The organism is Paractinoplanes lichenicola, assembly GCF_016785085.1.
In the GTDB taxonomy this organism is placed as follows: Bacteria; Actinomycetota; Actinomycetes; order Mycobacteriales; family Micromonosporaceae; genus Actinoplanes; species Actinoplanes lichenicola.
Map to the genome: position 1 here is coordinate 54,934 of NZ_JAENHO010000015.1, position 23,084 is coordinate 78,017.

The 23,084-nt window shown below is 71.3% G+C and carries 19 protein-coding genes and 1 pseudogene; 10 read left to right on the forward strand and 10 right to left on the reverse strand.

Annotated elements, in window-relative coordinates:
- Window positions 1-5: 5 nt before the first annotated feature.
- Window positions 6-611, forward strand: a complete 606-nt coding sequence (locus JKJ07_RS41040) for a hypothetical protein (protein ID WP_202997426.1) — start codon at window positions 6-8, stop codon at window positions 609-611.
- Here the strand turns inward: JKJ07_RS41040 and purD are convergent.
- Window positions 557-1,798: a phosphoribosylamine--glycine ligase gene (gene purD / locus JKJ07_RS41045; RefSeq protein ID WP_202997427.1), complete on the reverse strand. Its 1,242-nt coding sequence runs from the start codon at window positions 1,796-1,798 to the stop codon at window positions 557-559. The two genes, JKJ07_RS41040 and purD, sit on opposite strands and share 55 nt — an antisense overlap.
- Window positions 1,799-1,917: 119 nt before the next feature.
- Between purD and JKJ07_RS41050 the strand changes: the two genes are divergently transcribed.
- From JKJ07_RS41050 to JKJ07_RS52480, 3 genes and pseudogenes are all read left to right on the forward strand, one after another.
- Window positions 1,918-3,210, forward strand: a complete 1,293-nt coding sequence (locus JKJ07_RS41050; protein WP_202997428.1) for an adenylosuccinate synthase — start codon at window positions 1,918-1,920, stop codon at window positions 3,208-3,210.
- Between the two features lies 1 nt (window position 3,211).
- Window positions 3,212-4,168: a diacylglycerol kinase family protein gene (locus tag JKJ07_RS41055; protein WP_202997429.1), complete on the forward strand. Its 957-nt coding sequence runs from the start codon at window positions 3,212-3,214 to the stop codon at window positions 4,166-4,168.
- Between the two features lie 997 nt (window positions 4,169-5,165).
- A pseudogene (locus JKJ07_RS52480) lies at window positions 5,166-6,446 on the forward strand (MinD/ParA family ATP-binding protein); the annotation flags it as partial.
- 1 nt (window position 6,447) lies between these two features.
- Here the strand turns inward: JKJ07_RS52480 and JKJ07_RS41065 are convergent.
- The gene (locus JKJ07_RS41065; protein ID WP_202997430.1) at window positions 6,448-6,870 is read right to left on the reverse strand and encodes a DUF3151 domain-containing protein; all 423 of its coding nucleotides are present in this window, start codon (window positions 6,868-6,870) and stop codon (window positions 6,448-6,450) included.
- Window positions 6,871-6,958: 88 nt separating this feature from the next.
- Window positions 6,959-7,978: an ADP-ribosylglycohydrolase family protein gene (locus tag JKJ07_RS41070; protein ID WP_202997431.1), complete on the reverse strand. Its 1,020-nt coding sequence runs from the start codon at window positions 7,976-7,978 to the stop codon at window positions 6,959-6,961.
- On the opposite strand from JKJ07_RS41070, the gene JKJ07_RS41075 reads away from it, so the two are divergent.
- Window positions 7,977-9,191, forward strand: a complete 1,215-nt coding sequence (locus JKJ07_RS41075; RefSeq protein ID WP_202997432.1) for an LOG family protein — start codon at window positions 7,977-7,979, stop codon at window positions 9,189-9,191. The genes JKJ07_RS41070 and JKJ07_RS41075 overlap by 2 nt on opposite strands.
- On the opposite strand, the gene JKJ07_RS41080 is transcribed toward JKJ07_RS41075, so the two are convergent.
- Entirely contained in the window at window positions 9,153-9,686 is a 534-nt protein-coding gene (locus JKJ07_RS41080; protein WP_236030771.1) for a hypothetical protein, read from the reverse strand. The two genes, JKJ07_RS41075 and JKJ07_RS41080, sit on opposite strands and share 39 nt — an antisense overlap.
- A gap of 93 nt (window positions 9,687-9,779) precedes the next feature.
- Complete coding sequence (gene fbaA, locus JKJ07_RS41085) at window positions 9,780-10,805, reverse strand: class II fructose-bisphosphate aldolase (protein WP_202997433.1); 1,026 nt, start codon at window positions 10,803-10,805, stop codon at window positions 9,780-9,782.
- Between the two features lie 171 nt (window positions 10,806-10,976).
- Between fbaA and JKJ07_RS41090 the strand changes: the two genes are divergently transcribed.
- The 5 genes from JKJ07_RS41090 to JKJ07_RS41110 all read left to right on the forward strand — a co-directional run bounded on the left by JKJ07_RS41090 (window position 10,977) and on the right by JKJ07_RS41110 (window position 17,512).
- Window positions 10,977-12,536 carry a hypothetical protein gene (locus JKJ07_RS41090; protein WP_202997434.1) on the forward strand — a complete coding sequence of 520 codons (1,560 nt, stop codon included), beginning with the start codon at window positions 10,977-10,979 and terminating at the stop codon, window positions 12,534-12,536.
- Window positions 12,533-12,715, forward strand: a complete 183-nt coding sequence (locus JKJ07_RS41095; RefSeq protein ID WP_202997435.1) for a hypothetical protein — start codon at window positions 12,533-12,535, stop codon at window positions 12,713-12,715. Before JKJ07_RS41090 ends, JKJ07_RS41095 begins: the two co-directional genes overlap by 4 nt.
- Before the next feature lie 43 nt (window positions 12,716-12,758).
- The gene (locus JKJ07_RS41100) at window positions 12,759-14,126 is read left to right on the forward strand and encodes a 3' terminal RNA ribose 2'-O-methyltransferase Hen1 (RefSeq protein ID WP_202997436.1); all 1,368 of its coding nucleotides are present in this window, start codon (window positions 12,759-12,761) and stop codon (window positions 14,124-14,126) included.
- Window positions 14,123-16,609 carry a polynucleotide kinase-phosphatase gene (locus JKJ07_RS41105; protein ID WP_202997437.1) on the forward strand — a complete coding sequence of 829 codons (2,487 nt, stop codon included), beginning with the start codon at window positions 14,123-14,125 and terminating at the stop codon, window positions 16,607-16,609. The genes JKJ07_RS41100 and JKJ07_RS41105 overlap by 4 nt, the downstream gene beginning before the upstream one ends.
- An 87-nt stretch (window positions 16,610-16,696) precedes the next feature.
- The gene (locus tag JKJ07_RS41110) at window positions 16,697-17,512 is read left to right on the forward strand and encodes a DedA family protein (protein ID WP_307834674.1); all 816 of its coding nucleotides are present in this window, start codon (window positions 16,697-16,699) and stop codon (window positions 17,510-17,512) included.
- A 293-nt stretch (window positions 17,513-17,805) separates the two neighbouring features.
- On the opposite strand, the gene JKJ07_RS41115 is transcribed toward JKJ07_RS41110, so the two are convergent.
- From JKJ07_RS41115 to JKJ07_RS41135, 5 genes are all read right to left on the reverse strand, one after another.
- A complete protein-coding gene (locus JKJ07_RS41115; protein WP_202997438.1) occupies window positions 17,806-18,480 on the reverse strand; it encodes a class II aldolase/adducin family protein in 675 nt (224 codons plus the stop codon).
- Between the two features lie 112 nt (window positions 18,481-18,592).
- Window positions 18,593-18,970, reverse strand: coding sequence for an ArsR/SmtB family transcription factor (locus JKJ07_RS41120; RefSeq protein ID WP_014440216.1), 378 nt, complete (start codon window positions 18,968-18,970; stop codon window positions 18,593-18,595).
- Window positions 18,971-19,027: 57 nt separating this feature from the next.
- The gene (locus JKJ07_RS41125) at window positions 19,028-19,423 is read right to left on the reverse strand and encodes a hypothetical protein (protein ID WP_202997439.1); all 396 of its coding nucleotides are present in this window, start codon (window positions 19,421-19,423) and stop codon (window positions 19,028-19,030) included.
- Between the two features lie 720 nt (window positions 19,424-20,143).
- Entirely contained in the window at window positions 20,144-22,072 is a 1,929-nt protein-coding gene (locus JKJ07_RS41130) for a hypothetical protein (RefSeq protein ID WP_202997440.1), read from the reverse strand.
- A 72-nt stretch (window positions 22,073-22,144) separates the two neighbouring features.
- Complete coding sequence (locus JKJ07_RS41135; RefSeq protein ID WP_202997441.1) at window positions 22,145-22,942, reverse strand: hypothetical protein; 798 nt, start codon at window positions 22,940-22,942, stop codon at window positions 22,145-22,147.
- Window positions 22,943-23,084: the final 142 nt, after the last annotated feature.

The following is a 23,084-nucleotide window of genomic DNA, read 5'->3' on the forward strand; positions in this document are numbered from 1 at the left end:
CGGGCATGACCGAGAACCTCTTGTACCGACTGGCCGCCATCGCCGGACTGGCCGGCGGCGGGCTGACCGTGCTGGCCGCCTGCCGTCGCGCCGGGCTGATTCCCGAGACCGCCCTGACCCACGCGCTGGCCCCACCCGCGACCGCGCTCCTGCTGTTCACGCTGACCGCGTTCTATCTGGTGCAACACCGATCGGCCGGACGCGTGGGGCTGGCCGGCTTCGTGCTCAACCACCTCGGCCTGAGCGGCCTGTTCGCGATCGAGTTCCTCACCCACGCGGTGCTGCAGTATCAGGACGCGGCGGGCCGGGAGCAGATCCTCACCGGTCCCGGCCGGCCTTATTTCCTGGTCGTAGCGCTGACGTTCCTGGCCGGCGTGCTCCTGTTCGGCGTCGCGTCGTGGCGGGCCGGGGTGCTGCCGCGGGGCGCGCTGGTGCTCTACGTGGCCGGGCTGAGCGCGGCCGCCCTGCGTACGTCGGTGCCGGAGGCGGTCTATCTGGGCGGCCTGGTGGTGGGCTCGGCCGGCGTGCTGTGGCTGTCGATCGCCCTGCTGCGCCGCTACAGCGTGATGCGGCCCTCGACCGCGGACAGCGCGATGTCCCGCCGGAACTGAGCGCCGTCCAGCCGGATCCCGTCGACCAGCGCGTACGCGGCGTCGCGGGCGGCGGCCAGGTCGGGGCCGGTGGCGGTCACGCTCAGCACGCGGCCACCGGCGGAGACCAGAGCGCCGTCCTCGCGCCGGGCCGTGCCCGCGTGGATCACGCCCGGCACCTCGGCGCCCTCGATCACATCGCCCGTACGCGGGGTGGCCGGATAGTTCTGACTGGCCACCACGACCGTGATCGCGGCGCCGGCCCGCCAGCTGAGCCGCGGCTGCTGGGCCAGCGTGCCGGTGGCGGCGGCGTTGAGCAGCCCGCCCAGCGGCGTCTCGAGCAGGGCCAGCACCACCTGCGTCTCGGGGTCGCCGAAGCGGGCGTTGAACTCGATGACCTTGGGGCCGTCGGGGGTGAGCGCGAGTCCGACATAGAGCAGCCCGGCGAACGGGGTGCCGCGGCGGCGCATCTCGGCCAGCGTCGGCTCGACCGTCTCGAGCAGCACGCGGGGCACCAGATCCTTGGGCGCCCAGGCCAGCGGGGCGTACGCGCCCATGCCGCCGGTGTTGGGGCCCGCGTCGCCGTCGGCCAGCCGCTTGAAGTCCTGCGCCGGCATCAGCGGGACGGCGGTCGTGCCGTCGGTCACCACGAACAGCGAGACCTCGGGGCCGGACAGGTATTCCTCGATGACGACCGCGCCGCAGTCGGCCGCGTGCCGCTCGGCGGCGTCGCGGTCGTCGGTCACGACCACGCCCTTGCCGGCGGCGAGACCGTCGTTCTTGACCACGTACGGGGCGCCGAGGTCGTCGAGCGCGCGGCTCACGGCGGCGGCGTCGGTGCAGGCGTACGAGCGGGCGGTCGGCACCCCGGCCGCGGCCATCACGTCCTTGGCGAACGCCTTCGACCCCTCGAGCTGGGCCGCCGCGGCGCTCGGGCCGAAACAGGCGATGCCCTTGGCCCGCACGGCGTCGGCCACCCCGGCCACCAGCGGCGCCTCCGGACCGACCACGACCAGGTCGGCCGCGAGCTCGACGGCCAGCGCGGCCACGGCGGCCGGATCGGTGGCCGTGACCGGGTGCAGCTCGGCGACCTGGGCGATGCCCGGGTTGCCGGGGGCGGCGGCCAGGTAGCTGACGGAGGGGTCGGCGGCGAGGCCGACGGCGAGGGCGTGTTCACGGCCGCCGGAACCGATCAGAAGTACGCGCACGACGGGCGATCCTACCGGCGCTCCGCTTCCCCACGTCGCACACCAGGGCAGTCGCGTAAACTTCGGCAGTACCCGGACCTCTGCCGAGTACGACCTGTTCGACGGAAGGCGTCAAGCAAGTGCCGGTGATCGTGTTGGTCGGCGCCCAGTGGGGCGACGAGGGCAAGGGCAAGGCCACTGACCTGCTGGGGGACCGGCTCGACTACGTGGTGAAGTTCAACGGCGGCAACAACGCCGGTCACACCGTCGTGATCGAGGGCGAGAAATACGCGCTGCACCTGTTGCCCAGCGGCATCCTGTCCCCGGGCGTGATCCCGGTGATCGGCAACGGCGTGGTGATCGATCTCAACGTGCTGTTCCAGGAGATCGACGGGCTCGAGTCGCGCGGCATCGACACGTCGCGCCTGCGGATCAGCGCCAACGCGCACGTCATCGCCTCCTACAACCGCACGCTCGACAAGGTCAGCGAGCGCTACCTGGGGGCCCGGCGGATCGGCACGACCGGCCGCGGCATCGGCCCGACCTACGCCGACAAGATGAACCGCGTCGGCGTGCGCATCCAGGATCTGTTCGACGAGTCGATCCTGCGGCAGAAGGTCGAGGCGGCCCTGTCGTTCAAGAACCAGGTGCTCTCGAAGATCTACAACCGGCAGGCCGTCAAGGTCGACGATGTGGTCACCGAGCTGCTGTCTTATGTCGAGAGACTCCGCCCGTACGTGGGTGACACCGCGCTCGAGCTCTCCGACGCGATCGACGCCGGCAAGGTCGTGCTGTGCGAGGCCGGCCAGGCCACCCTGCTCGACGTCGACCACGGCACGTATCCGTTCGTGACCAGCTCGAACGCGACGGCCGGGGGCGCCTGCACGGGTTCCGGCATCCCGCCCACCCGCATCGACCGGGTCGTCGCCGTGCTCAAGGCGTTCACGTCGCGCGTCGGCGAGGGCCCGTTCCCGACCGAGCTGCACGACAAGTTCGGCGACCACCTGCGCGAGGTCGGCCAGGAGTACGGCACCACGACCGGCCGCCCGCGCCGGATCGGCTGGCTCGACCTGGTCATGGCCCGGTACGCGCAGCGGGTCAACGGCGTCACCGACTTCGTGTTGACCAAGCTGGACAATTACGACGATCTCGACGAGATCCCCGTCTGCATCGCGTACGAGGTGAACGGCGTCCGGCACGACGAGATGCCGATCAGCCAGTCCGACTTCCACCACGCGATCCCGATCTTCGAGACGATGCCCGGCTGGAAGCAGAACATCTCCGGCGCGCGGTCCTTCGACGACCTGCCCAAGGAGGCGCAGGATTTCGTGGTCTTCGTGGAGGAGCGGATCCGCGCCCGCATCTCGGTGGTCGGCGTCGGCCCCGCGCGCGACCAGGTCATCGAGCGGCACTCGGTTCTGAGCGAGGCCTGACATGTACGACGTGGTGCTGCTCAGCCTGGCCGAGGGGCAGGGCTCCGGGGGCGCGTGCGGCGACGAGTGCGGCGGCTGCGCCCCGGCCACGGCGTGCGCCCCGCGGGTGCCGGTGCTCAAGTGCGCCGACGCCCTCACCGCGGCCGGCGCCCGGGTCGAGACGATCACGGCGGCCTCCGACCAGGAGATCGATGACGTCATCGCACGCTTCGACGCCCCGGCCCGGCCCGACGGTCTGACCTGGCCCGACGCGCACAGCAAGCTGCGGCTGGTGGTGGCCTCGTCGACCGACGGGCAGCTCCGGGCCGTCGTGCGCCGGCTGGTCCGCCGCTACGCCCCGCCGCCCAGCAAGCGGCCCAGCGATCTGCCGGCCGGCCGTACGGTGCCCGATCTGCCGCCGCTGGCGATCCTGCCGCTCGACGCGAGCAATACGACCGACCTCGCCGCCCAGCTCGGCCTCCCCCGTACGCCGGAGGCAGTGGCGGCCGCGGTGCTGAGCGGCTCGGCCCGGCGGCTCGACCTGCTGCGCAACGACGGCGGCTCGGTCACGGTCGACGGCGCGCTGGTCGGCGGCATGGACGACGACGGGCACGCGGTGCCGTGGCGGGGCCGGGTCGAGGTCGACGACGCGGTGCTCTCCAACGGCGACGACCCCATCCTGGCCTGCGCGATCGGCAACAGCGCGGGCTATGCGGAGTTCGCGGGCATGCGGCTGCTGGCCGACGGCGACGCGGTCGACGGCCAGGTCGAGGTCGCGGTGGCCGTCCCCACGGTGATCAAACAGCGCTTCCGCGGCTCGAAGATGCGCGTGGAGGTGCGCCGGGCCCGCGGTCGCGCGGTGTCGGTGCTCCCCCGCGACGGCGAGATCCAATTCCTCGACGACGGGGTCGGCGGCGCGATGAGCCGCAAGCGCTCGTGGTGGACCGAGGCCGGGGCCTGGGCGGTCTACGCCAGCTGACCTACTGTGTAGTACGCAGGTACGAGGATCCCTGGGGAGGGTTGCATCAGTGGCACCGGTGGAGGACGAGGACGCTGACCGCGTCTACGTCCCGGGCACGTCCAACAACCCCGCGCCGCCACCCGACCGGGACGTGGAGCCGTTCTGGGCCGAGGAGGAGCTGGAGGCGCCGGTGCACGGGCGGCCCGTGCCGCACGAGGCGCCGCCCCCCGTGCCGCTGCACTCCCCCGCCCAGCCACCGAACGGCGCGCCGGGGATGTATCGGCCCGGCGACCGGATTCCGGTGCCGCCGCCGCACGCCGTCCCCATCCCGCCACCCGCGCACGTGCAGGTGCCGGCGCCCCGACCGGCCGCCGCCCAGCCTCCGCCCACACAGGCCTGGCCCAATCTCGAGCCGCACGCCCCTGGGCAGCAAGCTCCCGATCCGAATACGTCTGGACAGCCTGCTTTCGGTCCGCATGCCGTCGACCAGCCGCACGCTGATCCGGGTCCGGCCGCCCGCGGCGGACTCGCGCCGGCTCCCGTTTCCGGCTCCGCGCCCGTGGCCGGCTCGGCTACGCCCACCTCAGCCGCGCCCGCCCCGGCCGACGCGCCGGAGTCCGGTGTGCACAGTTCGCCGGATTCGCCCTGGTCGCAGCCCCCGCATCGGCCGGGTCCGCCCACCACCGAGACGGCGACCTCCGGGCGAGGTGCCGCCTCGATGCCGGCCGAGCGACCCCGGCAAGGCACCGCCTCGGTGCCCGCCCCTCACTCCGAACGGCAGCAGCCGAGCACTGACGACGACGGGTGGACGACCGGCGACGAACCGTCGAACGGCCCGGTCTACCGCCCGGCCACTCCGCCGCCCGCACAGGGCGCAGCCGCCGTGCCGCCGCAACCCGGCCGCCACCCGCAATCGGGCGCGCCGCAAACAGGTCCGCAGTCAGGCGCGCCGCAACCGGGTCCGCAGTCGGGGGCATCGCAGCAGGGGCCACACCCGCACGGCCCACAGCAAGGTCCGCCGCAGCAGGGCCAGATCCCGCACGGTCCGCACCCGCAGTCGGGGCCGCCGCAGCAAGGCCCGCATCCGCACGGCCCGCAGCAGGGCCCGCCGCAGCAGGCCCAGATCCCGCACGGTCCGCACCCGCAGCCGGGGCCGCCGCAACAAGGCGCCCAGCCGCACGGGCCGCAGCAGGGTCCACCGCCGCATTACGGGCAGCCCTATCCGCAGCAGCCCGCGCCGCCGCGGCAGATGCCCGGGCCCTACCCGCCGACCATGGACCCGCGCGCGATGGCTCATCCGCCCGCGCCCACCCCCGCGCCGCCGTCGACCGACCCGTTCCAGGATCTTCCGTGGGTCTCGGACGGCACGCCGACGGCCGAGGAGTTCGCCCGCCGCCGGATGGCCAAGCCGGCCGACCCGGTGGCCACCCAGGGCGCCCGGGCGATCCTCCGCAAGGGCACGATGGGCCTGGTCAAGCTGGCCCCGGGCAAGCGCGAGCAGGAGTTCAAGCAGGACGTCGAGATGGTGCGCCGCAACTTCGGCGGGCTGCGGCAGGTCACCGTCGTCAACCCCAAGGGCGGCGCCGGCAAGACAGTGGCCGTGCTGCTGCTGGCCATGACGTTCGGCCAGAAGCGCGGCGGCTATGTGCTGGCCTGGGACAACAACGAGACCCAGGGCACCCTCGGCATGCGGGCCCAGCAAGACTTCCACGCCCGCACGGTGCGCGACATGATGCGCGACCTGCACCTCTTCCGCGGCTCGCACGGCCGGGTCGGCGACCTCTCGCAGTATGTGCGGGCGCAGGGCGAGGGCATGTTCGACGTGCTCGCCTCCGACGAGTCGGCGACCGCGGGCGAGATGCTCACGGCCGACGCGTTCGGCGAGATCCGCGAGATCGTCAGCCGGTTCTACAAGCTGATCTTTGTGGACACCGGCAACAACGTGCGCGCCCAGAACTGGCAGGCGGCCATGGACGCCACCGACCAGCTGGTGATCACGATGTCGGCCCGTAACGACTCGGCCGAGACCGCCGCCCGCATGCTCGACCACCTGGAGCAGAGCGGCCGCCAGCGCCTGGTCCGGCAGGCCGTCAGCGTCGTCTCGATGCCCCCCACCCGCAAGGACATCGACCTCCCGGCCATCCAACGCCACTTCGCCGCCCGCACCCGAGCGGTCCTCCTGGCCCCGTACGAGAAGCTCATCGACTCAGGCGAGCCCATCCGCTACGGCCACCTGAGCGCCAACACCAAAGACGCCTGGCTCAAAATCGCGGCGGCCGTAGCGGAGGGCCTGTAACTCAGGTCAGGGCGTCGGCTGCGGCCGGGTCGCTGTCGCGGAGGAACTGGGCGCAGCGGGCGGCCTCGTCGGCCTCGCCGATCTCGGCCGCGGCCTGTGACAGCGAGTGCAAGCACCGCAGGAAGCCCTGGTTGGGCGCGTGCGCCCACGGGATCGGCCCGTGTCCCTTCCAGCCGTTGCGGCGCAGCGCGTCGAGGCCGCGGTGGTACCCCGTGCGGGCGTACGCGTAGGCGGTCACCGGCTCGTCGGCGGCGAGGGCTTCGGCCGCGAGGGCGGCCCAGCCGCCGCTGTACGCCGGGTGCGCCGCGGCGACGGTCTTGAGGGCCACGGTGGTGCCGGTCGCGGTGGCCTCCGCGAGTGCCTTGTCGGCCTCGGTGTCGGCGGGCAGCTTGGTGGCCGGGGGCTCGGGAAGCAGGTTCTGCATGACCCTATTCAACCGGCCCGGCGGCGATGCATTCCGCCGGGGCGGGGGAGATCACCCAAGATTCGCCTGACGTTCCGGTCGTCGCGGATCAGCGCGGTCCGTCCCACGCGTCGGCGATCCGGGTCAGCCGGTCGGTGTATTCGATCTGCGAACGCCACGCCGCAGGCCACGCCGCCATCCCCAGCGCGGCCCCGGCGAACGCCCCGGCCAGGCACGCGATCGAGTCGGAGTCGCCGGAGGAGGCCGCGCCCCGGCCGAGCACGGCCACCGGCTCGTCGGGCGAGATCAGATAGCAGTAGAGCGCCGTGGCCAGCGCATCCTCGGCGATCCAGCCCTCGCCGGTGGCCAGGCACGGGTCGCCGGCGAAGTTTCCGGCCGCGAGCGCGTCGCGGACCCGGTCGAGGGCGGCGGCCGTCTCGTCCCAGCCCCGCGCGATGAAGTCTTCGGGCGTGGTGGCCCCGGACCGCTGCCACAGGTCGCCGAGCCACTCCTCGCGATAAATCTTGCGCTGGCTGTCAGCCCGTTCGCGCAGCGCCGCGAGCAGGTCGCCGGGGGCCAGGCCACTGGCGAGCCACCGGCACGCGTACGCGGTCAGTTCGCTCGCGGCCAGCCCGGTGGGGTGGCCGTGGGTGAGCCCGGCCTGCAGCTGGGCCAGCCCGGCGCGCTGGTCCTCGTCGAGGCCGGGGTGCAGGCCGACGGGGGTGACACGCATGTTGGCCCCGCAGCCCTTGGAGCCGGCCACCGTCGCCTGCTGCCACGGCCGCCCGTCGGTGAGCGCCGCGCACGCCTGCAGGCAGGTGTTGCCGGGCGCGCGGTTGTTGTCGGGACTGATCGCCCAGTCGAGGAAGGCCCGGCGCAGCAGCGGTTCGAGCGCGGCCGGGGTGATTTCGGGTGCGGCCAGCATCGCCTCGCCGACCGCGAGCGCCATCTGGGTGTCGTCGGTGACCAGCGCGGGCCGGCCGGTCAGCTCGCGCGGGCCGCCGGGGCCGTAGCGGGCCACGATCGTGGCGTAGTCCTGAAACTCGGTGGGTTTGCCGAGCGCGTCCCCGTAGGCCAATCCGTAGAGCGATCCCGCGACGTTTTGCACGGTGACTACCCTACGTGGCATGTCCGGCGACCCTCTCCAGCCTGTTCTCGGTGGTCCCGTCCCGTTCGACGCCACCGCCTTCGAGATCGAGTCACGGGCCGAGCTCGACGTCCACCTGTCCGCCAAATCGCTCAAGGACCTGGTGATCCTCGGGTTGCGGCTCGACCTCGACCCGCCCGTGCTGAGCGACGTCGACGTGACCGGGGCGCTGTTCGTGGGCTGCCGGCTGGCCGACGACGACGTCGAGATCGACCTGATCCGGCGGGGCGCGCACGTGATCCCGCCGTTCGACGCGCGGCCCTACCCGACCCACCCGGCGACCCTTTACACGCCCGACGACCTGGCGTTCGGGTTCGCGACCGAGCGGTTCGCCGGCATGTTCGACACGATCGTCTACGACCACTTCGTGCGGCACGGCGGGGCGACGCCTGACATTCGTGAGGCCATCGCCCAGCGGCTGCACGACGCCGGCATCGACAACGCGCTGGGCAAGGCTCTGGCGGCCTGGGTCGCCGCGCGCGGCCGGGCCGGGGCGGTCGGCATCATGGGCGGGCACGCGGCGCCGCGCGGTTCGGCGGCGTACCGGATGGCGGCGACGCTGTCGTGGCGGCTGGCCGCGGCCGGGCGGCTGGTGGTGACCGGTGGCGGCCCGGGCGTGATGGAGGCGGCCAATCTGGGGTCGTATTTCTCGGCCCGTACGGAGGAGGAGCTCGACGCCGCGATCGGCGAGCTGTCGGCCGCGCCCCACTTCGCCGACCACGACCCGTACACGGCGGCCGCCCTGGCCGTACGCGCGCACTACCCCGCGCCACCCGATCTGCGGCACGGCGGGCTGGCCCTGCCGACGTGGCTCTACGGGCACGAGCCGGCCAACCTGTTCGCCGGTCAGATCGGCAAGTACTTCTCCAACGCCGTACGGGAGGATTCGATTCTTCGCCTCTCGCGGGGCGGCATCGTGTTCGCGCCCGGATGGGCCGGCACGGTGCAGGAGATCTTCCAGGCCGCGACGAAGACCTTCTACCAGACCGACGGGCCGTCCGGCGCGTTCGTGTTCCTGGGCGTCGAGCACTGGCGGCAGTTGCCGGTGGAGGAGCTGCTGCGTCCGTTGCTGGCCAAGAGCCCGTACGGGGATCAGTCGAACCTGGTCGTGGTCACCGACTCGCTGGACGAGGCGATGGCCGCGCTGGCCCACGAGTCAGGCGACATGCACTCGCCGCCAGTTGGTCACCGGTAGCTCGGTCTCGGGCACGTCGTTGATGCCGTTCTCGTCCATCGCGTTGTAGATCGCCAGCCGCGCGCCGTCGAACAGGAACTCGACGGCGTGCAGCACGCGGGGCCGCCACTCGGCCACCGTGACCAGCTCGATGATGTTGACCGCGCGCAGCACGCACCCGCGGGCGTGCCGCAGGGCGGCGTGCGGGTCGGGGCGCCAGTCGAAGTGCTCGTACCAGTCGATCGGGACGTTGAGGTCGATCTTGTCCCAGGTGATGGCGCATTCGTCGAACTTACGATGCGTAATCTCGACGTGCGTTGTTCCAAAGTCGAGGATCACCGGGCCGTCCGCGAACCAGCCGCGCTCGGCCATGTCCCACATCAGCCAGCTCGAGCGCAGCTTCCGCCCGATGAGCCGCACAAACCTCGTGCGATGGACGGCCGCGAGCGCGTCGGCATCATGGTGCCACTCGGGTTCGTAACCCTCGATGCCGAGCACGATCTTGATCCTCCTCACCGGGGAAGGATCGATCGTATACATACCTCTGAGTAACCCGGCAACACGAAGACGGCCGGTCCCCCGTCGTGGGGACCGGCCGTCACCGAGTGATTACTTCGAGAGAGTGGTGCCCGAGGAGCGCAGGTGCTCGCACGCCTCGACGACGCGCTGGGCCAGACCGGCCTCGGCCAGCTTGCCCCAGGCGCGGGGGTCGTACGCCTTCTTGTTGCCGACCTCGCCGTCGATCTTCAGGACGCCGTCGTAGTTCTTCATGATGTGGTCGACGACCGGGCGGGTGAACGCGTACTGCGTGTCGGTGTCGATGTTCATCTTGACCACGCCGTAGTCCAGGGCGCCGTGGATCTCGGACAGCAGCGAGCCCGATCCACCGTGGAAGACCAGGTCGAACGGCTTCTCCTTGCCGTACTTGGCGCCGACCGCGTCCTGGATCTCCTTGAGGATCTCGGGGCGCAGCTTGACGTTGCCCGGCTTGTAGACGCCGTGCACGTTGCCGAAGGTCAGGGCCGTCATGTAGCGGCCCTTCTCGCCCAGGCCCAGGGCGGCCGCGGTGGCCAGGCCGTCCTCGACGGTCGAGTAGAGCTTGTCGTCGATCGCGGCGGAGACGCCGTCCTCCTCGCCGCCGACCACGCCGACCTCGATCTCGAGGATGATGTGCGCGGCCGCCGACAGGGCCAGCAACTCCTCGGCGATCTGCAGGTTCTCGTCGACCGGCACGGCCGAGCCGTCCCACATGTGCGACTGGAAGAGCGGGGCCTGGCCGTTGGCGACGCGCTCCTTGCTGATCGCGAGCAGCGGACGCACGTACCCGTCGAGCTTGTTCTTCGGGCAGTGGTCGGTGTGCAGCGCGATGTTGATCGGGTAGTTCTTGGCGACCTCGGTCGCGTACTCGGCGAGCGCGACCGCACCGGTGATCATGTTTTTCACCGTGGGGCCGGAGGCGTACTCGGCGCCACCGGTCGAGATCTGGACGATGCCGTCGCTGCCGGCCTCGGCGAAGCCCTGCAGGGCCGCGTTGAGGGTCTGCGAGGACGTCACGTTGATCGCCGGGTAGGCGAAGGCGCCGGCCTTGGCGCGGTCCAGCATCTCGGCGTAGACCTCGGGAGAAGCGATGGGCATCGGTGCGCTCCTTGCTCGTTGCTTGGCTTTCGACTGCCGGAGACAGAGGGCAGGACCGCGCTGTCCTCCAGCACGCAAGTATTCCGTAGCCGTTCCGACGATGGGAAATCACCCCGCAACCTTCCAAGGAATCCGGCGCATAGGACATAGAGGGCGATTTACGCTCCGAGCATGCAACCTCTCGCCCGCGCGCTCACGGTCGCCGTCCTGCTGGTGCTGCTGCCGATGACGCCGGCCTCGGCCGCGCCCGCCCCCACGGCCGAGCCGCACGTCGGCCAGGTCACTCTGGCCCCGGGCGGCCCCGAGAAGGAGGCACTGCTCTGGGTGCGCGTGAGCGATGTGACGCAAGGGCAGAAAGAACGCCTGGAACTGACCGTCGACCTGGGCACGGCCACGACCTTCGCCGAGGTCGAGGTGTCGCCGAGCGGCATCCTCACGTCCGGCGAGCCCGCCGCCGAGGTGGTCGAAGTGGACGAGGAGGAGCCCTGCCGCCGTACGGGTGGGAAGGTTTTGTGCTCGTGGGACCTGGTGTTCTCGTCGGCCGGCCTGTTCGCCGTCCCCGCCCTGCTCGCGGTGACGCCCAAGAAGACCGCGAAGACCGGTGACAGCGCCGTCGTGACGGTGACCGCGAAACTCGGCGCCGGGGCGGCCGGCACGTCGACGTCGGAGTTCCGGGTCGGCGAGGGCGTCGACCTCGTGGCGGGCGAGGACCGGGAGCTGAAGGCGGCTCCGGGCAAGCCGGTCACGTTCGCGCCGGCGGTCCGCAACGGCGGCGCGATCCCGGTCGCCGGTGTCGCCCTCGTGATCGACGCCAACCCCCAGCTGCTCGGCAAGTCGTCCTTCGGCAACTGCCGCTACGGCGTCGCGCTGATCTGCACGTTCGACACGACGCTGGCCGCGAACACCACCTACGCCCCGGCCAAGGCCCTGACGCTGCGCTCCCCGGCCGACACCGTCCCCGGCAGCATGGCCCGGACGACGTACGCGTGGATCACCAAGACGGAGTTCGACGAGTCACCCTGGATCGACTACGGCACTCCCGGCACGGGCGCCCCGCTCACCCTGCAGGCGCTGGCCGCCGCCCAGGACGATCAACCCCAGGCCGACGTACGCCCGGACAACAACTACAGCTTCGTGACGTTCACGGTCACCGGGAAACGGCGGCCCTCGCTCGCGGCGGCCGGGCTCCGGCGTACGGCCGCGGTCGGTGACCAACTGACCCTCTCGCCCGGCTTTACGAACTTCGGGCCGGGCACGCTGCGTCCGTCCCTGTTCTCCAACAACCGCCTGGTCGTCACCATGCGGATGCCCAGCAACGTCGAGCGGAGCTCCGCGCCCGACTTCTGCTTCCCCGGCAAGACCCCGGAAGTGCTGTACTGCTTGCTCCTGGACGACGTCGGCGCCGGGCAGCGAACAAGCTTCCCGATCGGCCTGACGGTCACCGGGCCGTGCAGCGATCCCGGCCGGGTCGAGGTGCCCGAGCGGCTGGCCGACGCCGACGGGAACGTCCCGCGGGCCCGCAGCGTCGCCTCGCTGACCGTCAACGTGACCGGCGCGCAGTGCGTGGCGCTGCCGATCACCGGGCCGCGCGTGGGGTGGACGGCGCTGACGGGTCTGTTGCTGCTCGTGACGGGAATGGTGCTGACCGTACTGGGCGTCCGGCGGCCGTTTTGCGAGCATGCTGGTGGGGCAAGTTGCCCGGACCGCGATCGGAAGGACGCACCCCAATGACGCAGCCGCGGAACGTCGGTCTGGAGACACCCGAGGCGGACGCCGCCGAGCAGTGGACCGATGTGGTTCCCGACGACGACTATCGCGCCTCGGGCCGGGGCGAGTCGAGCATCGAGACGCCCGAGTGGGACGCGCAGGAGCAGAGCGAGATCGTCCGGGACGACGACGAGTACCGCTGATATTCGGTGCCCAAGATCGGGGCGAGCGCCCATCATCTAGGGCGTGCTGCTCACCCTGACGACCACGCGCCGACCGGCCACCGACCTCGGTTACCTGCTGGTCAAGCATCCTGACCGGGTGCACTCGTTCGACGTGCCGACCGGCACGGCGTACGTGCTGTATCCCGAGGCGACCGAGGAACGGTGCACGGCGGCGCTGCTGCTCGACGTCGACCCGCAGCGATTGCGGGGCCGGCAGGACGCGTTCGAGCTGGGCCAGTTCGTCAACGACCGGCCGTACGCCGCCTCCAGCCTGCTCGCGAGCGCGCTGGCCAAGGTGTTCCGCAGTGCGCTGCGCGGCGCCTCCAAGGACCGCCCCGAGCTGGTCGGCACTCCCCTGCCGTTGCAGATCCGGGTGCCGGTGCTGCGCGGTTCGGCCGAGCTCGCGGCGCAGCTGTTCGAGCCGCTCGGCTGGTCCGTGACGGCCACGCCGATCCCGCTCGAGCCCGCCCTGGGTGGCGAGAGCCGCTACGTCGATCTCGAGCTGAGCGGCGAGGTCACGCTGGCCGCGGCCCTCAACCACCTGTACGTCCTGCTGCCCGTGCTCGACGACGCCAAGCACTACTGGGTGGCGCCCGACGAGATCGAGAAGCTGCTGCGCTCGGGTGCGGGCTGGCTCGCCGAGCACCCCAAAAAAGTGCTGATCGCCCGGCGCTACCTGGCCCACAAGCGCTCGCTGGCCGCCACGGCCCTGCAGCAGCTCGAGGGCGAGGAGGCCGAGGAGCCGCCCGCCGAGGAAGATGCGGAACTTCCCGTCGTACGCCGGCAGTCGCTCGCCGAGCAGCGGCGTGAGGCGGTGCTGGCCGCCCTGACCGAGGTCGGCGCGACCCGCGTGCTCGACCTGGGCTGTGGCGGCGGCGCGCTGCTGACCGCTCTGCTCGAGGAGCGGCGCTACACCGAGATCGTCGGCACCGACGTCTCCGCCCGGGCGCTCGAGATCGCGGCCCGCAAGCTGCGCCTCGACCGGCTGCCCGAGCGGCAGCGCGACCGGCTCAAGCTGTGGCAGTCCGCGCTGACCTACCGCGACGACCGGCTGCGGGGCTACGACGCGGCCGTGCTGATGGAGGTCATCGAGCATGTCGACCCGCCGCGGCTGCCCGCGCTGGAGTCGAGCGTCTTCGGCCACGCGCACCCCGGCACGGTCGTCGTGACCACGCCGAACGCCGAATACAACGTCAACTACGAGGGGCTGACCGGCATGCGTCACTCGGACCACCGCTTCGAGTGGACCCGGGCCGAGTTCGCCGACTGGGCCGCCCGCGTCGGTTCGACGTACGGCTATGCGGTCTCTTTGCGTCCCGTCGGCGAGGACTCCTCGCTAGGCTCCCCGACCCAGCTCGCCCTGTTCACGACGGAGGTGTCCGCCACATGATCGAGATCCCCGAGCTCGCGCTCGTCGCCCTGGTCGGCATCTCCGGATCGGGAAAATCAACCTTCGCCCGTACGCATTTCCGCCCGACCCAGGTGCTGTCGTCCGACTTCTTCCGCGGGCTGATCGCCGACGACGAGAACGACCAGTCCGCGTCGGCCGAGGCCTTCGACGCGCTGCACTACGTCGCTGGCAAGCGCCTCGCGGCCGGCCGGCTGACCGTGGTCGACGCGACCAACCTGCAGAAGCACGGCCGGGCCGAGCTGGTGCGGGTGGCCCGCGAGCACGACGTGCTTCCGGTGGCGATCGTCCTCGACGTGCCCGAGGCGCTGGCCTGGGAGCGCACCGAGGCCCGCAGCGACCGCGACTTCGGCCGCCCGGTGATCACCCGCATGCATCGTGACCTGCGCCGATCCGTGGGCGCGCTGGCCCGCGAGGGTTTCCGCAAGGTGCACGTGCTGCGCGGGCCGGAGGCGATCGCGGCCACCGAGATCCGATACGAGCGCCTGTTCAACGACAAGCGGGATGTGACCGGCCCGTTCGACATCATCGGCGACGTGCACGGTTGCCGGGCCGAGCTCGAGACCCTGCTCGAGCGGCTCGGCTACACCCTCGTCCGGGACTCCGAGTCGCGCCCGGTCGACGCCGTGCACCCCTCGCGAACCGCGATCTTCGTCGGCGACCTGGTCGACCGTGGGCCCGACTCGCCGGGTGTGCTGCGCCTGGTGATGGGCATGGTCGCGAGCGGGAACGCGTTGTGCGTGCCCGGCAACCACGAGCAGAAGCTGGCCCGCAAGCTCAACGGGCGCAACGTGCAGCTCACCCACGGGCTGCCGGAGACCCTCGAGCAGCTGGCGGCCGAGGAGCCCGCCTTCGTCGAGTCCGTCAAGACCTTCATCGAGGGCCTGGTCAGCCACTACGTGCTCGACGGGGGCGACCTCGTGGTGGCCCACGCCGGGCTCAAGGAGGCGTATCACGGGCGGGCCTCGGGCCGGGTGCGCAGCTTCGCGCTCTACGGGGAGACGACCGGCGAGACCGACGAGTACGGGCTGCCGGTGCGCTACCCGTGGGCGCGCGACTACCGGGGTTCGGCCGCCGTCGTCTACGGGCACGTGCCGACCCCGAAGCCGGAGTGGATCAACAACACGATCTGCCTCGACACCGGTTGCGTCTTCGGTGGCTCGCTGACGGCGCTGCGCTGGCCGACGCGCGAGCTGGTCTCCGTGCCGGCCGCCCGGGAGTACTACGCGCCGGTGCGGCCGCTCTCCCCTCCCGTACGCCCGGATTCCGAACTGGACATCAAGGACGTCACCGGTCGTCGGCACCTCGACTACGGCTACGGCCGGGTGACCGTGGCCGCCGAGAACTCGGCCGCCGCGCTCGAGGTGATGAGCCGGTTCGCCCTCGACCCGGCGACCCTGGCCTGGTTGCCGCCGACGATGGCGCCCTGCTCGACGTCGACGCTCGACGGCTATCTCGAGCACCCGGCGACGGCGTTCGACGACATGCGCTCGGCGGGCGTGGCCAAGGTCGTGTGCGAGGAGAAGCACATGGGCTCCCGGGCGGTCGTCCGCGTCTCGCGCTCCGGTGCCCGGGATGCGATCTGGACCCGTACGGGCAGGCCCTTCTTCGGACCGGAGCTCGACGAGCCGCTGCTGGCCCGGGTGCGCGCCGCCTGCTCCGGTCTGTTCGACGAGCTCGCGACCGACTGGCTGCTGATCGACGCCGAGCTGCTGCCGTGGTCGGCCAAGGCGGCGGGGCTGATCCGCGACCGGTATGCCGGGGTGGGCGCCGCCGGACGGGCCGCGCTGCCGGCCGCGCTCGGCGTCGTCGACCAGGTCGCCGCGCGGGGGCTCGACGTGGCCGGACTGCGCGATCGGCTGGCGCTGCGGTCGGCCGAGATCGACGGCTACTCGGCGGCGTACCGGTCGTACGTGCGGCCGACCGAGGGGCTCGACGGGGTCACGCTGGCCCCGTTCGCCGTGCTGGCCGGCGACGGGATCTCGTACGCGGATCGCGACCACGGCTGGCACCTGGCCCTGGCCGACCGGCTGGTGGCGACCGACCCCGAGCTGTTCACCCCGACCCGCCGCATGATCGTCGACCTGGGTGACCCGGCGTCGGAGGCGGCCGCGACTTCGTGGTGGCTCGAACTGACCGCGACCGGTGGCGAGGGCATGGTGGTCAAGCCGTGGGCCGGGCTCTCCGCTACCGACAGTCGCGGCCGGCTCGTCCAGCCCGGCGTGAAGTGCCGCGGCCGCGAATACCTGCGGATCATCTACGGCCCCGAATACACCCGGCCCGAGCAGCTCGACCGGCTGCGCCGGCGCAACCTCGGGCGTAAGCGGAACATGGCCCTGCGTGAGCACGGGATGGGGCTGGCCGCCCTGGACCGGCTCGCCGAGGGGGCGCCGCTGTGGCGCATCCACGAGGTGGTCTTCGCGATTCTGGCGACCGAGTCGGAGCCGGTGGACCCCCGGCTGTGATCCTTTCGGCCGGGTCTTCGCTCACAAACGGCTCTCACAACAATCAGACACGAAAGGCGTAGGAATCTGGCGGTACCCTGACTCCTCGTGGACATCCGCGCTCTCGGCGAGACACTCGCCTTCAACCCCATGGATCCGAAGGATCTGCTGCACACCTTCGGCCTCATCGGGGTCTGGGTGATCATGTTCGCGGAGACGGGCCTGCTGGTCGGGTTCTTCTTCCCGGGCGACTCGCTGCTGTTCCTGGCCGGTGTGGCCGCCTCCCCGGTGGCCGACTCGATCTTCGGCCAGGGCACCCAACTCTCGTTCGTGGGCCTGCTGATCGGCGCCCCGGTCTGCGCGATCGTGGGCGCCCAGCTCGGCCACTGGCTGGGCGCGCGCTACGGCACCCGCATGTTCGACAAACCGGAGTCGAAGCTCTTCAAGAAGGAGTACGTCCAGAAGGCGGAGTACTACTTCGAGAAGTTCGGCCCGGCCAAGGCCGTGGTGCTGGCCCGCTTCATCCCGATCGTGCGCACGTTCCTCAACCCGGTGGCGGGCACGCTCGGCATGCCGGCCCGCACGTTCTTCATCTGGAACGTGGTCGGCGCGATCCTCTGGACCGACGGCATCATCATCATCGGGCGCGTGCTGGCCCAGCAGATCTACGACGCCATCGGCGACCACATCGACCGGTACATCCTGCCGGTGGTCGCGCTGATCGTCCTGATCTCGGTGCTGCCGATCATCATCGAGGTGCTGCGCGAACGCCGGCACAAGAAGAAGGCCGGCCCGACCGCGGAGCCGGAGCCGTCCGCCGCCATCGGCGTGGTGGCCGCCGCAAGCATCGCCGGCCTGGTCGAAGCCGCCCGCCACGAAGACGAGGACGACGACCACACCCCCCGCTCCCACCGCCGCCACTGACCCCGGGGCTCCCGCCCTCTCGTCTGGGCCCGGCCGCCCCTCTCACCCACGCACCACGCCCAGCCGACCCACTCCGCTGGCCGGCCCCCACCACCCACGCACAACGCCCGGCCAACCCACTCCGCTGGCCGGCCCCCACCACCCACGCACAACGCCCGGCCAACCCCCATTGAGGGTTGGCCGGGCGTTGGTGTTTGTGGGCCTGGTCGGCCGTTGGTGGGGATGTAGTTCGGGGTGTTGATCCCGGCCCGCTCGCGCCCGTCGGGGGCGGGGCGGCGAGCGGCCGGGTTCGGTCAGACGGTGACGGCGGTAGTGCCGTGCAGTCGGTCGAGGAACTCCTCGGGGCAGTCGCGGAGGTTTTCCAGACGACCCGCGGAGAGCGCCCGGTAGGTGAGTTCCGCGGCTTCCTCGAGGTTGCGTGCGCGCTTGTGCGCGATCTCGATCGAGTCGCCGAGCACCACGCACCCGTGCTGACTCAGCACGAGACAGTCGGTGCCGTCGGCGGCCATCGCGGCGGTCAGCGCCGCCAGTTCGGTCGTCCCGGGCAACCGGAACGGAACCGTCGAGACCCGGCGCAGGTAGTACGCATGGTCGGTGGTGACGATCCGAATGTGCTCACCCAGCGCATCGAGCAGAAGTGCGGTCTGCGGATGCAAATGGATGACGGCGTTGACATCGGGGCGGGCCCGATACAGCGCCAGGTGCAGCGCGAGTTCGCTGGTCGGCTCGATCGCGGGCGGCGGCACACTGCCGACCACCGCGGGCGAGCCGTCCGAGATCCGTACGGCGGCGAAGGTGGTCCGGCTCAACCGGCCCAGCCACGAACCGCTGCCCGTGATCCAGGCGGCGTCCTCGTCGGGGATGCGAGCGGAGAGGTTCCCGCCCGATCCGGCGACCAGGCCGGCCTGCACCACATCGAAACCCACGAACGCGAGCTGGTCGCGCAGATCGCCGTGGACGTAGTTCACCCGTTACTCCTGGAGGTCCCTGGGGGTGGACTGTTGGAGGCGGAGAGGGTCTGCTGCCTGGCGTCACGCCCCACGTGATGCCGGTGACGCCAGGCGATTCCCTGCGGAGCGGTCAGCGCGCCTTCTTGGTGGCCCGCTTACGAGGCGGGGTCAACAGGTCCGCGATGGTCGCGATTGCCGTGGGCACGAGGCGGTAGTACGCCCACACGCCCCTCTTCTCCCGCTCGAGCAGACCAGCCTCGGTCAGGATCCGCAGGTGGTGGCTCACCGTGGGCTGCGACAGCCCCAGGGGAGCCGTCAGGTCGCAAACGCACGCCTCGCCGTCCGTTGCGGACTGAATGAGGCTGAGAAGCCGAAGCCGCGCCGGGTCGGCGAGGGCTTTGAGTACACCCGCCAGACGCTCGGCGTCAGCACGTTCAATTGGCTCGCCGGCAAGCGGCGAGATCTGAGGCATTGTCATTTCCGCCAACGCAGTTCCCACGATCTCCATCCTTCCACCAACTGCATCGATTCTCCTGCATGTGCGCAGGAACGAACCGGCTAACTTTCAGGCCGTAAGGCCGACGTCGATCACCGGGTCGGTCGGTCCGGAGTGGCCGGCAACCCGAGCCTCCGATCCCACCGATACCGCCGTACCGACTTCGGTCTCTGCCTCCTGCAACGCCTCAGCCGCCGTCTGGTCGCTGCCCATCCGTGTCGAGGTCTCCCTCCCCGCCCCGGGAGTGAGACGCCCCACATTGTCAATTCCTCGATCCTTTTCGGGTCGCTGATCCGTTTCGCCCGGAGCCCGCACCAGCCCTGACGACGTCATCGAACGACCCCGCGTGATCCCCCGGACCGGGCGGCCCGGCACCGGAAGTTCACGACCCGATGAAAGCACGGCGCCACGCTGCGCGACGGACAATTCAGTGATGAATTTACGCAGGTCGTGGCGCGCTTGCATGTATCGAGCGTACTGGCTGGAACGAAACCGGAACCTTTCGCCCCGGCGGTGCGGAACGTAACTATTGACGCACAGCATTGGGTCAATCTAAAAAGAAACCTTACAGATTCAGCGGTCCCTTTCGCCCGTTGCCGGGAACATCGATGCAGCTCAAAGCTCCTATGCCCCGCGTCACATGCCCACTTGGCGACAGATCACCCGCTCGGGGTGCTGAGAAGCTCCTGTGAATCGTGCGATGCGACGTTTACCCATCCAGCGAAAAACCCCCTCCGACCGGCCCCGGCGCGCTATCCGGACAGCCGATTGAGGGACGTCTCCGGAGAAGAAAGCTACCCGTTCGGGTGACCCATACCCATCAATATGAGGGGTCACTCACTCAATATGAGGGGGTAACTGGCCGGTAACAACCGGAGCCCTACGTGACCGGAACTCATCATCGCCTCGGCCGGGGCCCCGGCAGCCTGCCACACGCCCGGCCCGCACACCACCGCAGCCCCCGGGTACGGCCCCGAACCGATCACCGATCCTTTGCCCGGCGAGCCCGCGACGCGCTTCGTCGAGCCGCGACCGAGGCCTGAGCCCACGGTGGGCCGGAGTGCCTACCTTCAACTCAGCCGACCGCGGGCCCGGCGGACTGCCTCCTCGGCGCCGCCACCCTCGGGAACGTCAATCGCGGAACTCGCCACCGCCGGCTGGGTCGGGGCCACATCGAGCCGAGGCTCAGGACGTGGGCGGCTTGGGCGAGGTGTTGCCGTGGTCGGCGCTCTCCGGAGAAACGGAGTCGGCTGTTGGCTTCGACTCGATGGCGGGGTTTACCCCGGGACCTTCGGCAGGCCCGGCGAGCGCTTGATCCCGATCCGCGCCGACGTTGCTGGGAGAGGCGGGCTGACCTGCCTGCGCCGGCTGTCCGGTGACCGACGGCGTGGCCTCTGCCTGGAGCGGAGCCTGCTCGGGCGCGGGCTGCGCGGCCGGGCGGGCGTACGGGGAGTTCGGGTCGGCCGGTGGGTGCTGTGGCGTCGGGCTGAAGGCCGTGTGCGGACCCGGCGGGGTGGTGTCGGGATGAATTTGCGGCGGCCGCGCGTACGGGGAATTGGGGTCGGGCTGAGCCGCGGGCGGGGCGGCCGGAGGCGGCGGGGCGTAGCCGGCGTTGGGGTCGTAACCCGCGGGCCGGGCGTAGGGGGACACGTCCTGGGCGGGCTGGGCGTAGCCGTGGGGCGGATATCCCGGGTTCGGCGGGTAGCCGGCCGCGCCCGGGTGGCCGGGGGCGGGATAGCCGGGCGCCGGAGGATATCCGGAGTATCCGGGCGGAGCGGGATAGCCGGCCGACGGGACCGGGTAGCCAGGCGTGGCCGGATAACCCGGCGCAGGTGGATACCCCGGCGCAGCAGGATGCCCAGGCGCAGTCGAATATCTCGGCGCAGTGGGATGCCCAGCCGGGGGGTATCCCGCGGCGGCCGGGTAACCGGGCGGAGGGGGGTAGCCAGGCTGACCGGCACCCTCAAAGCCCGGGGCGACCGGGCCGGGAACGCCGGACATCGGCTGACCCGGCACCTCGGAGCTGGGCTGTGTACCGCCCCCAACAGGCTGAGAGCCGTTCGCTACATTCCCGGTCGACTGAACACTGCTCGACGCATCCCCAGTCGGATGGGCACCGTTCGACGCATCCGCGGAGTGGGTCACGCTCGACGCATCCGCCGGCTGAGCACCAGTCGACGGGTTCGCGGCCGCACTATGCGACGGGTCCCAAGTGGGCTGAGCACCCGTGGCCGGGTCCCACGCGGCACCACCCGGCACGCTCGAAGCAGGCTGAGCAGCACCGGCCGGATCCCATGCGGCTCCGCCAGGCACGTTGGAAGCAGGTTGAGCACCACTAGCCGGATCCCACGCGGCACCGCCAGGCACGCTGGAAGCGGGTTGAACACCACTGGCCGGATCCCAGGCGCCGCCGGGCACGCCTGAGGCGGGCTGGGCGCCCTCCGGCAGGCCGGCCGACGGGTGGCCGGCAGGACCGAACCCCGCCGGATAGCCACCGCCGAACCCCGGCAGGGGGCCGCCGAAGGCCGGGGCCGCCGGGCGGCGGAAGAAGGATCGCGGCGCGGTGAGGATCAGGATGCCGACCAGGGCGTAGCCGAGGATCTGGGCCACCGAGAGGGCGGCGTTGGTGCCGATCCAGCCGCCGGGATAGGCGTCGGAGAGTTGGGCGCCCAGCGACCACGGGGCCGAGTCGCCGCTGCGTTGGGCCGCGAGCGTCAGGACGGCGGCCCCGCCGCCCAGGATGCCGAGCACGCAGACGACCAGCGTAGTGATGCGAGCCACATTGCTGCCGCGGCGCAGGGAGAGGCCGACCACCACGAACAGCGCGAAGGCGATCACCGCCAGGGCCAGCGCGATCGCGGCGCCCAGCCAGACCACGGCGACGTAATACTCGGGGTCGTTGTCGTTGCCGAAACCCTGGGTGTCTCCGGTGACGTCACGGAAGCGGCTGATCGTGCCGGGCACGATGGCCAGGGTCGCGATGGAGTAGATCAGCCCGACGCCGGCCATCAGCCAGAGCAGGGCGGCCGCGAAGGTCACCGTGGGCGGCCGGCCCGACGGTGCGGGTGGCGGCGCGGCCGCGATCGGCGGCGGCTGGACTGCTGGGTATGACATCGACGACTCCCCGCGGTGATCCGTTGCGCCCGAACCTACCTGGGCGCAACGGATAACGGGGTGCGAACCCGGTCAGGCCGGGTTGGTCGGCGGCTTGTCGCCGTCCGAGGGCGGCGGCGCGTACGGGTCCGACGCGGGCGGGGGCGGCGGCGCCGGCGAACCCGGATAGGGCGGCAACCCCGGCGCGGGCTGCCCGGGCTGCCCCTGCGAACCGGGACCGCCATAACCTGGTGCCGGCGGATAGCCGGGCTGCTGAGCCGGCGGATAGCCAGGCTGCTGATAACCCGGCTGCTGCACAGGCGGGTAGCCAGGCTGCTGCCCCGGATACGGCGGGTAGGGCACCGACGGATCCCAGGCGGCCGCGGCCGCGGGCTTGCGGAAGAACACGTTCGACGCCGGCAGAGCCAGCAGGATCACGATGGTCAGGATCGCCAGCAGCCCGGCGACCGCCAGCGTGGTCGTGCTCGGCGTGTACCAGGACGGCATGGCGTCGTTGAGCCGCCGCTGCACCTCGTCCTGCGAGGGCCCGCCGGTCGTGCCGCCGGCGTCCATGCCGCCCACCAGCGCCGTGCTGCCCAGGCTGCTGCCGAGGCAGCAGAGGGAGATGCCGCCGATCACCCACGTGACGATCCGCGCCGCGTTCTTGCCCCGCGAATCGAGGAATCCCAGCACGGCGAACCCAGCGCCGAGCAGCAGGTTGATCACCGCACCGCCGATGAAGACGATGCTCACGAACGATTCGGCGCCCTCGGCCTCGGTGCCCGCATACACGTCACGGATGGCGTCGGTCAGGCTGCTGGAGATGGCGAGGGTCAATATCGCGTTGATCACTTGGATCGCGGCCACCAGATACAGCAGGTAGGCCGCCACGGTCACGACGGTAGGGCGCGTGCGCGCTGCGCCCGGTGGGTAGCTCGGAAAGCTCACAATGCCCCCAAATCTTGATCCATTCACGGTATCGGGCGGCCGCCATTCCTGCGACCGAGCCGCAGACGCGGGCGGTCTGTGGCAG